Source organism: Galbitalea sp. SE-J8, from assembly GCF_030345695.1.
Lineage (GTDB): Bacteria > Actinomycetota > Actinomycetes > Actinomycetales > Microbacteriaceae > JAUASV01.
Genome location: NZ_JAUASV010000023.1, coordinates 1 through 12,922, shown reverse-complemented (window position 1 = coordinate 12,922; position 12,922 = coordinate 1). Strand labels below are relative to the sequence as shown.

12 protein-coding genes are annotated in these 12,922 nt (G+C 70.6%); 4 read left to right on the top strand and 8 right to left on the bottom strand.

Annotation, left to right across the window (positions count from 1 at the left end; all coding sequences use genetic code 11):
* Positions 1 to 41 precede the first annotated feature (41 nt).
* The 3 genes from qcrA to QT381_RS13285 all read left to right on the top strand — a co-directional run bounded on the left by qcrA (position 42) and on the right by QT381_RS13285 (position 3,571).
* Positions 42 to 1,115: a cytochrome bc1 complex Rieske iron-sulfur subunit gene (gene qcrA / locus QT381_RS13295; protein ID WP_289249519.1), complete on the top strand. Its 1,074-nt coding sequence runs from the start codon at positions 42 to 44 to the stop codon at positions 1,113 to 1,115.
* Entirely contained in the window at positions 1,112 to 2,746 is a 1,635-nt protein-coding gene (qcrB, locus tag QT381_RS13290) for a cytochrome bc1 complex cytochrome b subunit (protein WP_289249518.1), read from the top strand. The genes qcrA and qcrB overlap by 4 nt, the downstream gene beginning before the upstream one ends.
* A 99-nt stretch (positions 2,747 to 2,845) precedes the next feature.
* A complete protein-coding gene (locus QT381_RS13285; protein WP_289249517.1) occupies positions 2,846 to 3,571 on the top strand; it encodes a methyltransferase domain-containing protein in 726 nt (241 codons plus the stop codon).
* Positions 3,572 to 3,612: 41 nt separating this feature from the next.
* Here QT381_RS13285 and ctaF read toward each other — a convergent pair whose 3' ends face one another.
* From ctaF to QT381_RS13260, 5 genes are all read right to left on the bottom strand, one after another.
* Positions 3,613 to 4,077: an aa3-type cytochrome oxidase subunit IV gene (gene ctaF, locus QT381_RS13280; RefSeq protein WP_289249516.1), complete on the bottom strand. Its 465-nt coding sequence runs from the start codon at positions 4,075 to 4,077 to the stop codon at positions 3,613 to 3,615.
* A 1-nt stretch (position 4,078) separates the two neighbouring features.
* The gene (ctaD, locus tag QT381_RS13275) at positions 4,079 to 5,797 is read right to left on the bottom strand and encodes an aa3-type cytochrome oxidase subunit I (protein WP_289249515.1); all 1,719 of its coding nucleotides are present in this window, start codon (positions 5,795 to 5,797) and stop codon (positions 4,079 to 4,081) included.
* Between the two features lie 6 nt (positions 5,798 to 5,803).
* Positions 5,804 to 6,697: an aa3-type cytochrome oxidase subunit II gene (ctaC, locus tag QT381_RS13270; protein WP_289249514.1), complete on the bottom strand. Its 894-nt coding sequence runs from the start codon at positions 6,695 to 6,697 to the stop codon at positions 5,804 to 5,806.
* Between the two features lie 148 nt (positions 6,698 to 6,845).
* Positions 6,846 to 7,202, bottom strand: a complete 357-nt coding sequence (locus QT381_RS13265) for a HesB/IscA family protein (RefSeq protein ID WP_289249513.1) — start codon at positions 7,200 to 7,202, stop codon at positions 6,846 to 6,848.
* 35 nt (positions 7,203 to 7,237) lie between these two features.
* Positions 7,238 to 8,641, bottom strand: a complete 1,404-nt coding sequence (locus QT381_RS13260; RefSeq protein WP_289249512.1) for a dipeptidase — start codon at positions 8,639 to 8,641, stop codon at positions 7,238 to 7,240.
* Positions 8,642 to 8,679: 38 nt separating this feature from the next.
* On the opposite strand from QT381_RS13260, the gene QT381_RS13255 reads away from it, so the two are divergent.
* Positions 8,680 to 9,246: a DUF3043 domain-containing protein gene (locus QT381_RS13255; protein WP_289249511.1), complete on the top strand. Its 567-nt coding sequence runs from the start codon at positions 8,680 to 8,682 to the stop codon at positions 9,244 to 9,246.
* Positions 9,247 to 9,462: 216 nt separating this feature from the next.
* Here QT381_RS13255 and QT381_RS13250 read toward each other — a convergent pair whose 3' ends face one another.
* The 3 genes from QT381_RS13250 to hisD form a co-directional block, all read right to left on the bottom strand.
* Positions 9,463 to 10,482, bottom strand: a complete 1,020-nt coding sequence (locus tag QT381_RS13250) for a quinone-dependent dihydroorotate dehydrogenase (RefSeq protein ID WP_289249510.1) — start codon at positions 10,480 to 10,482, stop codon at positions 9,463 to 9,465.
* 138 nt (positions 10,483 to 10,620) lie between these two features.
* Positions 10,621 to 11,088 (bottom strand): transcriptional regulator NrdR, encoded by a 468-nt coding sequence (gene nrdR, locus QT381_RS13245; protein ID WP_289249509.1) that lies wholly within the window; start codon positions 11,086 to 11,088, stop codon positions 10,621 to 10,623.
* Positions 11,089 to 11,330: 242 nt separating this feature from the next.
* Positions 11,331 to 12,638, bottom strand: coding sequence for a histidinol dehydrogenase (gene hisD, locus QT381_RS13240; RefSeq protein WP_289249508.1), 1,308 nt, complete (start codon positions 12,636 to 12,638; stop codon positions 11,331 to 11,333).
* Between the last annotated feature and the right edge of the window lie 284 nt (positions 12,639 to 12,922).

Below are 12,922 nucleotides of genomic sequence, written 5' to 3'. Positions count from 1 at the left end.
CAGCATCCGGCGCCCCATCCGGCGCCGATCGAGAGGACAACATGGCAGACGTGAAGGACGCCGCACCCGGCTCCGCCGTCGAACCGGTCGCGCCGGCATCCGCCGGAACGGCCGTGGTGCCGAGCGAGGTGATCGAGAACCCGGGGTTCCCGCCGCACCGCCCGCGCATCACCGACGTCGACCCGGCGAAGGAGGCGCTCGCGCAGCGCCGCGTCACCGGCCTGTTCTTCATCTCGATCATCGGCTCGGTGCTCGCGGCCGCGTTCTACATCGCGTTCCCGATCGTGCCGGGCGACATCGCATCCGTGCGCGTCAACACGCTCACCGTGGGCCTCGCGATGGCGTTCAGCCTGCTCGGCATCGGCATCGGCACGGTGCACTGGGCGAAGGCGCTCATCTCCGACATCGAGATCCCCGAGGACCGCCACACCACGAAGGGCAAGCCGGAGACCGTCGCCCGCGTCTCGGAGATCTTCACGCAGGCCAACGAGGAGTCCGGATTCGGGCGTCGCACGCTCATCCGCAACAGCCTCATCGGCGCGCTGGTGTTCTTCCCGCTGCCCGGCATCGTGCTGTTCCGCGATCTCGCGCCGGCGAACGAGGAGCCGAACTCCCTGCTGCGGCACACGCTGTGGGACAAGAACGTGCGCCTCACCCGCGACCCGGACGGCACGCCCGTGCGCGCCGCGGATGTCGTGTACGGCTCGGCGTACCACATCATCCCCGAGGGCATCGAGGAGCACGAGGACTACCTCGAGCAGAAGGCCAAGGCGGCGGTGCTGCTCATGCGCATCCGTCCCGAGGATCTGCACGAGGAGGACTACAAGAAGAGCTGGTCGTACGACGGCATCGTCGCGTACTCGAAGATCTGCACGCACGTCGGCTGCCCGGTGGCGCTGTACGAGCAGCAGACGCACCACCTGCTCTGCCCCTGCCACCAGTCGGAGTTCGACGTCTCGGACGGCGCGAAGGTCATCTTCGGCCCGGCGAGCCGCCCGCTCCCCCAGCTGCCCATCACGGTGGATGCCGACGGCTACCTCGTCGCGCGCAGCGACTTCCACGAGCCCGTCGGCCCCAGCTTCTGGGAGCGTCTTGGAGAGGACGGCCGTAAGTGACCACGACCACCGAGCCCACCGCGACGCGCGGTCCGTTCGCCGACCCGACGAGCGGCACGGCGCGCTTCACGACGGCGGCCGCGAACTACATCGACGAGCGCACGAGCATCTCCGGATTCGTCAAGGAGCTCGGCCGCAAGATCTTCCCCGACCACTGGTCGTTCATGCTCGGCGAGGTCGCGCTCTACAGCTTCATCGTCATCCTGCTGTCGGGCACGTTCCTCACGTTCTTCTTCGAGCCGGCCATGACGCCGACGCACTACGAGGGCACGTTCGCCCCGATGAAGGGTCTCGAGGTCTCGGCCGCGTTCGACTCCGCGATGAACATCTCGTTCGACGTGCGCGGCGGCCTGCTCATGCGCCAGGTGCACCACTGGGCGGCGCTGCTGTTCATCTCGAGCATCGGCCTGCACATGCTGCGCATCTTCTTCACGGGCGCGTTCCGCAAGCCGCGTGAGCTCAACTGGGTGATCGGCTTCCTGCTCTTCGTGCTCGCCCTCGCCGAGGGCTTCACGGGCTACTCGCTGCCCGACGACCTGCTCTCGGGCAACGGCCTGCGCATCATCGACGGCATGGTCAAGGGCATCCCGGTGATCGGCACCTGGATCTCCTACCTGCTGTTCGGCGGCGAGTTCCCGGGCACCGACATCGTGCCCCGCCTGTTCGTGCTGCACATCCTGCTGCTGCCGGCGATCCTCGTCGCCGCGCTCGGCCTGCACCTCGTGCTACTCGTGGTCAACAAGCACACCCAGTTCGCCGGCCCCGGCCGCACCAACGAGAACGTCGTCGGCGTGCCGATCCTCCCGACCTTCGCCGCGAAGGCCGCCGGGTTCTTCTTCATCGTGTTCGGCATCATCGTGCTCATCGCCTCGCTGTTCACGATCAACCCGATCTGGAACTACGGGCCCTACGACCCCTCGCCGGTGTCCGCGGGAACGCAGCCGGACTGGTACATCGGCTTCGCCGACGGCGCGCTGCGGCTCGCCCCCACGCACCTCGAGGTGGTCTGGTTCGGCTACACCGTGTCGTGGAACATCCTGCTGCCGATCCTCGTGCTCGTCGTCTTCCTGGCCGCCGTCGCCGCGTACCCGTTCCTCGAGGCCTGGGTCACCGGCGACAAGCGCGAGCACCACATCGCCGACCGGCCGCGCAACGCCCCGACGCGCACGGCGATCGGCGCGGCGGGCGTGGTGTTCTACGCGGTGCTATGGGCCGCGGCGAGCTCCGACCTCATCGCGACGCACTTCAAGCTCACGATCGAGGGCGTCATCGTCAGCCTGCAGATCCTGCTCATCATCGGGCCGATCATCGCCTACCAGGTGACGAAGCGCGTCTGCATCGGCCTGCAGAAGAAGGACCGCGAGATCGCGCTGCACGGCTACGAGTCGGGCCGCATCGTGCGGATGCCGAGCGGCGAGTACATCGAGGTGCACCAGCCCCTCGACGAGTACGACCGCTGGCGTCTCACGAGCTACAACGAGTACAAGCCGCTCGTCGTGCGTCCGAACGCGCAGGGCAGGATCACGGCCGCGACGCGCGTGCGTGCCGGCTTCTCGCGCTGGTTCTTCGAGGACCGCATCGTGCCGGTGTCGAAGGGCGAGCTCGAGTCGGCGCACCACGACCACCACTGAACGGATGATCGGGGCGCGCTCCTGATCGAGATCGACGAGCTCGCACGCTGGCTTCGCTGCCCGGCGTGCGGGCTCGATCTCGTTGCGGAGGGCGCGCTCGTGCTGGGCTGCGCGAACGGCCACCGGCACGACGTGAACCGGCGCGGCTGGCTCACGGCGATCGACGCGCGCTCCGGCATCCGCGGCGATCCGCGCGAGCTGCTCGCAGCGCGCAGCGCCTTCCTCGCGGCCGGCCACTACTCCCCCGTCGTCGGCGCCCTGCGACGCGCCGTGCCGGCGGATGCCCGGATGCTCGACGCCGGCTGCGGCACGGGCTACTACAGCTCCGCTCTGCTGCGCGACCGCCCGGGCGCCATCGCGCTCGAGCTGGACGCGTCGACGGATGCCGTGCGCGTCGCCGTCGGCGCCACCGGGATGCCGGGACTCGTCGCCGACATCTGGCGCCCCTGGCCGGTGCGCGACGCGGCAGCGGATGCCGTGCTGTGCGTGTTCGCTCCGCGCAACCCGGCCGAGACCGCCCGTGTGCTCGCGGACGGCGGCCGGTTCGTGGTCGTGACGCCGACGCCGCGGCACCTCGCCGAGCTGCGCGTCGGCGGCGCGATGCTCGACGTGCCCGAGGACAAGCTCGAGCGGGTGGGCGAGTCGCTCGCGCCGCTGTTCGCGCCGGTGCACCACGAGGTCGTGGAGGCGACGCTCCGGCTCGACGCCGACGACGCGGCGCGCGCGGCGGACATGGGTCCGGCCGGGCACCATCCGGATCGCCCCGCTCCCCCGGCGGGACCGGTGACGCTGAGCGTCGACGTGTCCGTGTTCGCGCCGCGCTAGCGCAGCAGCGCTGCGCTAGCCGCAACTGGCGCGACGCGGGCTCAGTGCGCGAAGTTGCCGCGGTAGAACTCGTACTGCCAGCCGATGAGGCTCACGATGACGATCGCCGCGCCGATGAACGAGATCCAGATGCCGATCGCGACGCCGAGGAACACCAGGCCGATGCTGCCGGCGAGCAGCACGGGCCACCAGCTCCACGGGGCGAAGAAGCCCTGCTCGGCGTCGCCCTCCTCGATCGTCGCGTCGAGACGGTCCTCGGGCAGCTCCCCGCCCTGCGCCGCGTGCGCGCGGCCGATGAAGAAGGCGATGAGGGCGGCCAGCACGCCGGCGAGGCCGATGCCGACCACGCCGACCCAGTCGATCCCGGAGACGATGCCGCCGCCGCGGTGCGACGTGACGTTGCCGTGCACGTTGCCGTTGTCGAGCAGCTGCCAGAAGAAGTACAGGGCGTCGGCGAGGATGAAGAATCCGCCGAGGAACCAGAACAGGATCGCGTTGGCGCGCATGTCACTTCACCTTCTCGTCGGCGAGGTCGACGACGGGGGCGTCCGGCGCATCCTTCGTGGGACCGACGCCCACCGGGATGCCCGCCTCGGGGTGGTTGAGGTCGAACGCCGGCGACTCGGAACGGATGCGCGGGATCGACGTGAAGTTGTGCCGCGGGGGCGGGCAGCTCGTCGCCCACTCGAGCGAGCGCGAGAAGCCCCACGGGTCGTTCACGGTGACCTTCGGCGCGGTGCGCGCCGTGATCCACACGTTGAACAGGAACGGCAGCAGCGAGACGCCGAGGATGAACGACCCGATCGTCGAGAGCTGGTTCATCCAGGTGAACCCGTCATCGGGCAGGTAGGTCGCGTAGCGCCGGGGCATGCCGACGACGCCGAGCCAGTGCTGCACCAGGAACGTCGTGTGGAACCCGATGAACAGCAGCCAGAAGTGGATCTTGCCGAGGCGCTCGTTGAGCATGCGCCCGGTCCACTTCGGCCACCAGAAGTAGAAGCCCGCGAACATCGCGAACACGACCGTGCCGAAGACCACGTAGTGGAAGTGGGCGACGACGAAGTAGGTGTCCGAGACGTGGAAGTCGAGCGGCGGGCTCGCGAGGATGACGCCGGTCAGGCCGCCGAACGTGAACGTGATGAGGAAGCCGATCGACCACAGCATCGGCGTCTCGAACGTGAGCGAGCCGCGCCACATCGTGCCGATCCAGTTGAAGATCTTCACGCCCGTCGGCACCGCGATGAGCATCGTGAGCAGCGAGAAGAACGGCAGCAGCACGGAGCCCGTGACGTACATGTGGTGCGCCCACACCGTCACCGACAGCGCGGCGATCGCGATCGTCGCGAAGATCAGCGTGCGATAGCCGAAGATCGGCTTGCGGCTGAACACCGGGAAGATCTCCGACACGATGCCGAAGAACGGCAGCGCGATGATGTAGACCTCCGGATGGCCGAAGAACCAGAACAGGTGCTGCCAGAGGATGGCGCCGCCGTTGGCCGGGTCGTAGAAGTGCGCGTCGAACACGCGGTCCATGCCGAGCGCGAACATCGCCGCGGCGAGCACCGGGAACGCCATCAGCACGAGGATCGACGTGACGAGCGCGTTCCAGGTGAAGATCGGCATCCGGAACATCGTCATGCCCGGGGCGCGCATCGTGATGATCGTCGTGATGAAGTTCACGCCGCCGAGGATCGTGCCGAAGCCCGACAGGCCCAGGCCGAACACCCACAGGTTGCCGCCGAGGCCGGGCGTGAAGGTCGTGTCCGAGAGCGGCGCGTAGGCGAACCAGCCGAAGCTCGCAGCGCCCTGCGGGGTGAAGAAGCCCGAGACGGCGATGAACGAGCCGAAGAAGAACAGCCAGAACGAGAACGCGTTGAGCCGCGGGAACGCGACGTCGGGCGCGCCGATCTGCAGCGGCATGATCGCGTTCGCGAAGCCGAAGAACAGCGGCGTCGCGAACATCAGCAGCATGATCGTGCCGTGCATCGTGAACAGCTGGTTGTACTGCTCCGCGGTCTGCACGATGTCGAGCCCCGGCGTGAACAGCTCGGTGCGGATGACGAGGGCGAGCACGCCGCCGATGAGGAAGTACGCGAACGACGTGATCAGGTACATGTACCCGATCGTCTTGTGGTCGGTCGACGTGATCCAGTTGACGACGACGTTGCCGCGGCGGGCCACGCGCGGGGTGGACAGCCCCGAGGTCGCTTCGAAGGTGGCGGTCATCGCGAGTTACTCCCCTGAATCGGTCGACGCGGACTCGGGCTCGGGCGCGGGGCCCGTACCCGGATCGTTGGACAGCGTGTTGTAGTCGGAGCCCAGCAGGCCCTGCGTGTCGGGGCTGGCTGCGAGCGATGCGACGTAGGCGGCGTACTCGTCGGGCGAGACGACCTTGACGGTGAAGAGCATGAGCGAGTGGTACTGGCCGCAGAGCTCGGCGCACTTGCCCTTGTAGGTGCCCTCCTTGGTGGGCGTGAAGTACCAGTGGTTGGTCTTGCCCGGGATCATGTCCTTCTTGTAGAGGAAGTCGATGATCCAGAAGGAGTGGATGACGTCGCGCGACTCGATGTCGATCTGCACCTTCTCGCCCACGGGCAGGTACAGCACCGGCAGCTTCGACTCGTCGATCGAGCCGTCGTCGTTGAGGCGGTCCTGCGCCTGGATGCCGGCGGTGTGCACGTTCGAGTCGAGGTAGTTGAAGTCCCACGACCAGCGCTTGCCGAACACCTCGATCTTGACGTCGGGATTGCCCGGGTCCGCCTCGATCGAGGCCTGGTCGCGCGCCGTGAAGGCGAAGAAGCCGACGACCAGGATGAGCGGCACGATCGTGTAGAAGATCTCGACCGGGAGGTTGTAGCGCAGCTGCACCGGCAGGCCGGTCTGGCCCTTGCGACGGCGGTAGACGACCGCCGCCCAGATGATGAGGCTCCACGTCACGACGCCCACCGCGAGCAGCACGATCCACGACGTGACCCACAGGCCGATGGTGGTCGAGGTCTGGTTCGTCGTGTCCGGCGAGCCCGGCAGCCACCCCTGCAGCTGCTGCTGCGTGCACCCGGCCAGGATGCCCGCCACGCCCACGGCGATCGGAAGAACTGCCCATCGGCGGAGGCGATTGGAGCGCACCGGTTACCTCTCGGTTTGGTTGGGGTGGAACCTCGCCAGTCTATAACCACGCGAGGGGCCGCCCCTTGCCGGGACGGCCCCTCGCCGACGTGTGTCGCCCGCGTTCGCGGGACGGCATCCGCTCGTCAGTGCGTGCGGTTCGCGCGCGTCAGTGGAAGCTGTCGCCGCAGGCGCAGCTCCCCGTCGCGTTCGGGTTGTCGATCGTGAAACCCTGCTTCTGGATGGTGTCCTCGAAGTCGATCGTGGCCCCGTCGAGGTAGGGCACGCTCATCGGGTCGACGACGACCTCGACGCCGTCGCCGAACTCGCGGATCGCGTCGCCGTCGAGCTCGCGCTCGTCGAAGTAGAGCTGGTAGATGAGACCCGAGCAGCCGCCGGGCTGCACCGCGAGACGCAGGCGCAGGTCGTCACGACCCTCCTGCACGAGCAGGCTCCTGACCTTGGCGGCCGCGGTGTCGGTGAGGCCCACGCCGTGCGCGGCCGTGGTGAGAGTCGTGTCGGTCATGGGCTGATTGTAAGCACGCGGATGCTGCGCGCGCTCTATGCGCGCGCGTCGAGTTTGGCCAGGAGCAGCGCCTCGGCGTGGATGCCGCGGCGGAACGTCGGCAGGTGCAGCGACTCGTTCGGGCTGTGGGCGCGCGAGTCGGGGTCCTCGACGCCCGTGATGAGGATCTGCGCGTCGGGGAACACCGCCGTCAGATCCGCGACGAACGGGATGCTGCCGCCGGAGCCGACCTGCACGACCTCGCGTCCGTACGCGGTCGACATCGCGTCACCGGCGTCGGCGACCGCCCAGCCGCTCGTGTCGACGAGGAACGGGCTGCCCGCGTCGGGCTCGGAGAGCTCGACCGTGGCGCCGAACGGGGTGTGGCGGGCGATGTGGTCGCGGATCGCGGCGATGGCCGCATCCGTCGTCTGACCGGGGGCGATGCGCACGCTGACGCGCACGCTCACGCTCGGGATGAGCGTGTTTGACGCGTTCAGCACGGTCGGCGCGTCGATGCCGGTGACCGTGATCGACGGCTGGAACCAGAGCCGCTCGAGGATCTCGCCCGTGCCGATCGGCGAGACGCCCGGCAGCAGCGCCGCCTCCTCGCGCAGCTTCGCCTCGCCGTACTCCGGCGTCGGCGCCTCGTGGCTCGTGAGGCCCGCGACCGCGACCGCGCCGCGCTCGTCGTGGAACGACGCGAGCAGGCGGGTCATCGCGAGCATCGCATCCGGCACCGCTCCCCCGAACACGCCGGAGTGCGACGCGTGCTCGAGCGTCGTCACGGTGAGCCGGAACGTCACGTTGCCCCGCAGCGACACGGTGAGCGCGGGGGTGTCGAGGTCCCAGTTGCCGCCGTCCGCGACGACGATCACGTCGGCCGCGAGGTCGTCGCGGTTGTCGAGGAGGAAGTTCGAGAAGGAGCGCGAGGCGAACTCCTCCTCGCCCTCGATGTAGAGCGCGATGCCGACCTGGAGGTCGGGTCCGGTCGCCTCGACGAGGGCGCGGATCGCGGCGATGTGCGACATCACGCCCGCCTTGTCGTCGGCCGAGCCGCGTCCGTACAGCCGGTCGCCGCGCGCCGTCGGCTCGAACGGCTTCGACTCCCAGTCCTCGTCCTGCCCGGGCGGCTGCACGTCGTGGTGCGCGTAGAGCAGGATCGTGGGACGGCCGCCGCGCGCCGCGCGCCGCGCGATGACCGCGGGCTGGCCGAGCACATCCGTGTCCCCGATGCGCGACCGGCGGATGTCGACCGTGTCGAACACGCCCGTCGCGCGCGCGAGCTCGGCGACCGCCTCGGCGCTGCGGGCCACGTTCTCGGGGTCGAAGCCGTCCCACGACACGGACGGGATGCGCACGAGGCGGCCGAGGTCGGCGACCGCGGCCGGGAAGCCGGCGGCGACGGCCTCCGCGATGCGTTCGCTGTCGACGGACGGGGTCGGGGGGAGCAGGGTCATGCGGGTAATCTTAAGTGGACAGGAACGAGGACTTTCCCGTGGCGAAGCAGCACGAGACGAGCGACGTCGACGCCGAGGCGACGACCGAGGCCGCGAGCGGCAAGGGACGCGCGACGCCGTCGCGGCGCGAGCGCGAGGCGGCGAACCGGCGACCCCTCGTCGTCTCCGACCGCGCCGAGGCGCGACGTCAGTCCCGTGCCACATCGGCCGCCGAGCGCGAGCGCGCCCGGGTCGGCCTCGCCGCGGGCGAGGAGAAGTACCTCCCGGTGCGCGACCGCGGCCCGCAGAAGAAGTTCGTGCGCGACTGGGTCGACGCGCGCTGGAGCGTCGGCGAGCTGCTCATCCCGGTCATGGTCCTGGTCATCCTGCTGAGCTTCTTCGACTCCGCGATCCAGCTGTACTCGATCTACGTGCTCTACGCGTTCTTCGTGCTCGCGATCCTCGACTCCGTCGTGCTCGGCTTCTCGCTCACCCGCAAGCTGCGCGCGAAGTACGGGGACCGGGTCGAGCGCGTGCGCTGGTACGCCGCGATGCGCTCGTTCCAACTGCGCCCGATGCGCCTGCCGAAGGCGCAGGTCAAGCGCGGGGCGTACCCGAGCCTCTGATCGCGGGCGGCGCGGGCATCGGCGCGCCGCGCAGCCCCAACCCGGGGCGCTGAGCAGCACGCGTGCTCGGTCGCTGAGCAGCTCGCGAATGCGGGCGCTGAGCAGCTCGCGACGAAGCGTCGAGCGTCGCACTGGATCGTGCGTGGCACGGCTTCGATACGCCTGCTCGCTCCGCTCGCGGGCAGCTCAGCCGGCGAGTGTGCGCCCCATCGCGGGCTATCGGCCTGTCGCGAGGCCGCGGTTGATGCGGCGCGCCCAGCCCGGGCCCTCGTAGAGGAACGCCGTGTAGCCCTGCACGAGCGTCGCCCCCGCCGCGAGCCGCTCGGCGACGTCGGCGGCGGTCTGCACTCCCCCGGCGGAGATCAGGCAGTAGTCCGCGGGCACCCGCGCGCGCAGCAGCCGCAGCAGCTCGATCGAGCGCGCCGCGACCGGTGGCCCGGACAGGCCGCCCGCGCCGGCGGCCGCGACGACCGCGGCATCCGTGCGGAGCCCGTCCCGTCCGACCGTGGTGTTCGTCGCGATGATGCCGGCGAGCCCGCGGGCGACCGCGAGGTCGGCGATCCGGCCGGCCTCGTCATCCGTGAGATCGGGGGCGATCTTCACGAGCACGGGGGTCGTGCCGGCGGCGCCGACCACCGCGTCGAGCAGCGGGGCGAGCCGGTCGAGCTCCTGCAGACCGCGCAGCCCCGGCGTGTTCGGCGAGCTGACGTTGATGACGAGGTAGTCCGCGACCGGGGCGAGGGCGCGCGTCGAGAGCAGGTAGTCGCCGATCGCGTCGTCGACCTCGACCACGCGGCTCTTCCCGATGTTCGCGCCGATGATCGGCCGGTCCGCCCGACGGGTCGCGGCTGCGATGCGGGCGGCCGCGGCATCCGCTCCCCGGTTGTTGAACCCCATCCGGTTGATGAGCGCGCGGTCGGCCTTCAGGCGGAACAGCCGCGGCTTCGGGTTGCCCGGCTGCGGCACGGCGGTGACGGTGCCCGTCTCGACGTGGCCGAAGCCGAGCGCCCACAGGCCACGGATGCCGACCGCGTTCTTGTCGAAGCCCGCGGCGACGCCGAACGGCGACTCGAACCGCAGCCCGAGCGTCTCGACGGCGAGGTCGGCGCGCGCGCGGGTGACGGGGCGCACGAGTCCGGGGACGAGACCGAGCGCACGGATGACCAGCATCGCCGCGTGATGCGCGAGCTCCGGGTCGAGGCGCGACAGGACGAGGGCGAACAGCAGTCGATACATGGCTGCGTTCAGGGTATCGGGCGGGGGTGGCCCGCTCCGCCTCGGGCGGGGGGTGGCCGAGCTCGGGCGGGGGTGGCCGAGCTCAGGCGGGGTGGTGGAGCTCAGCCGGTGGCCGAGCTCGGGCGGGGGTGGCCGAGCTCAGGCGGGGGTGGCCGAGCCGGTGTCCTCGCTGCGGAGCGTGGCGATCGCCGACTCGAAGTCGTCGAGCGACTCGAACGCCTGGTACACGCTCGCGAAGCGCAGGTACGCCACCTCGTCGAGCTCGCGGAGCGGTGCGAGGATCGCCAGGCCGATGTCGTTCGCGTCGATCTGCGCGGCGCCCGTCGCGCGAATCGTCTCCTCGACGCGCTGCGCGAGCACGGCGAGATCGCTGTCGGTCACGGGACGTCCCTGGCAGGCCTTGCGCACGCCCGAGACGATCTTCTCCCGGCTGAATGGCTCGACGACCCCGTTGCGCTTGATGACGTTGAGGCTCGCGGTCTCGGTGGTCGAGAACCGGCGGCCGCACTCGGGGCACTGCCGGCGTCGACGGATGCTGAGGCCGTCATCGCTCGTGCGCGAGTCGATGACGCGGCTGTCCGGGTGACGGCAGAAGGGGCAGAACATGGCGCCTTGATGGTAGTCGCTCGACCCGTGCGGCGCGGGCACGCCGCACTCGGGCGCCCCGTCCACAACGGATCTCACGGACTTTGTGCGTCATCCGCCTCTACATCCCGCCTGTCGTGGTGCGGACCACCCGAACATCCGTGAAATCCGTTGCACCGGTGGGCGGCGGCAGCGGCAGCGGCAGGCGGAGGGCGGCGGCGGCAGCGGCAGGCGGAGGCAGCGGCGGGGCGGGGCGGGGGCGGTCAGCGCGCGAAGCGGGCGGTCACCGCGTCGCCGTGGGCCGGGAGGTCCTCGGCCTCGGCGAGCGTCACGATGCGCGACTCGATCTCGCCGAGCGCCTCGCGCGAGTAGTTCACGATCTGCTGCGGGCGCAGGAACGTGTACGCCCCGAGCCCGGGCGTGAAGCGCGCCTGTCCCCCCGTCGGGAGCACGTGGTTCGAGCCGGCGAGGTAGTCGCCGAGGCTCACCGGCGAGTACGGTCCGAGGAAGATCGCCCCCGCGCTCTCGATGAGGTCGAGCACGGCGCCCGGCTCGACGGTCTGGATCTCGAGGTGCTCCGGACCGTACGCGTTGCTGAACGCGGCCGCCGCGGGCAGGTCGTCGACGAGCACGATCGCCGACTGCCGGCCGTCGATCGCGGCCCGCACGCGCTCGACGTGGCGCGTGGCCGCCGCGAGCTCCCCCAGTGCGACGCGCACGGCATCCGCGAGCTCCGGACTGTCGGTGACGAGCACGGCCGCCGCGAGCTCGTCGTGCTCGGCCTGGCTGAGCAGGTCGGCCGCGACGAGGCGGGCGTCGGCGCCGGCATCCGCGATGACGAGGATCTCGGTGGGCCCGGCCTCCGCGTCGATGCCGGCGACGCCGCGCACGAGGCGCTTGGCCGCGGCGACGTAGACGTTGCCCGGACCGGTGATGACCTGCACGGGATCGAGGCTCAGGGCGGGCACGCCGTACGCGAACGCGCCGATCGCGCCGGCGCCGCCCATGGCGTAGACCTCGTCCACGCCGAGCAGCCCGGCGGCGCCGAGGATGGTCGGGTGCACGCTGCCGTCGAACGCACGCTGCGGCGGGCTCGCGAGGGCGACGGATGCGACTCCCGCGACCTGCGCGGGCACGACGTTCATCACGACGCTCGACGGATACACGGCCTTGCCGCCCGGCACGTAGAACCCGACGCGGCTCACCGGCTGCCAGCGCTGGATGATCTGCGCCCCGGGCGCCACGGTCGTGACGCGCGGCGCGGGCAGCTGCGCGCGGGTCGCCTCGGTGACGCGCGAGATGGCCTCCTCGAGCGCGTCGCGCACGGGCGCGGGCAGCTGGCGCACGGCCTGCGCGATCGTCGCGGAGTGCACGCGGATGCCCTCGGGACGCACCCCGTCGAGGCGTTCGGCCTGGTCGAACAGTGCCTCCTCGCCGCGCGCCCGGACGTCGGCGATGAGCTCGGCCGCGACGCCGGATGCCGCGGCGACGTCGACCGCGGCTCGCGGAACGAGGCGGCCGAGGTCGGCGCGAGTGGCGGGGGTACCGGTCAGGTCGATCGTCTGGATCATGGCCGGTCAAGGCTACCGGCACGCGCGCCGACGGCCGCCCTTCCCGGGGATCGTGGCGCGGGCTCGGGAACGGGCCCTCGCTCGCAGCCGATGAGCGAGGGCCCTTCCCCGGCGCGCGAGCGCGGGTCTATCTGGTCGCGGTGGTGCGGATGGTGGTGGTCGCGGTGGTGTAGCCGGCTCTGGCGGCTTTCACCCGCACCGAGAGCGTCTTGCCCCGATCCCTCACAACCACCCGATACGTGCGCCCCGTCGCACCCTTGATCACCACACCACCCCGCAACCAC

Coding starts and splice junctions, on each gene's coding strand:
- qcrA (WP_289249519.1), top strand. CDS start 42: ATGGCAGACGTGAAGGACGCCGCACCCGGCTCCGCCGTCGAACCGGTC.
- ctaF (WP_289249516.1), bottom strand. CDS start 4,077: ATGCGCGCCAACGCGATCCTGTTCTGGTTCCTCGGCGGATTCTTCATC.
- ctaD (WP_289249515.1), bottom strand. CDS start 5,797: ATGACCGCCACCTTCGAAGCGACCTCGGGGCTGTCCACCCCGCGCGTG.
- QT381_RS13265 (WP_289249513.1), bottom strand. CDS start 7,202: ATGACCGACACGACTCTCACCACGGCCGCGCACGGCGTGGGCCTCACC.
- QT381_RS13260 (WP_289249512.1), bottom strand. CDS start 8,641: ATGACCCTGCTCCCCCCGACCCCGTCCGTCGACAGCGAACGCATCGCG.
- QT381_RS13250 (WP_289249510.1), bottom strand. CDS start 10,482: ATGTATCGACTGCTGTTCGCCCTCGTCCTGTCGCGCCTCGACCCGGAG.
- nrdR (WP_289249509.1), bottom strand. CDS start 11,088: ATGTTCTGCCCCTTCTGCCGTCACCCGGACAGCCGCGTCATCGACTCG.
- hisD (WP_289249508.1), bottom strand. CDS start 12,638: ATGATCCAGACGATCGACCTGACCGGTACCCCCGCCACTCGCGCCGAC.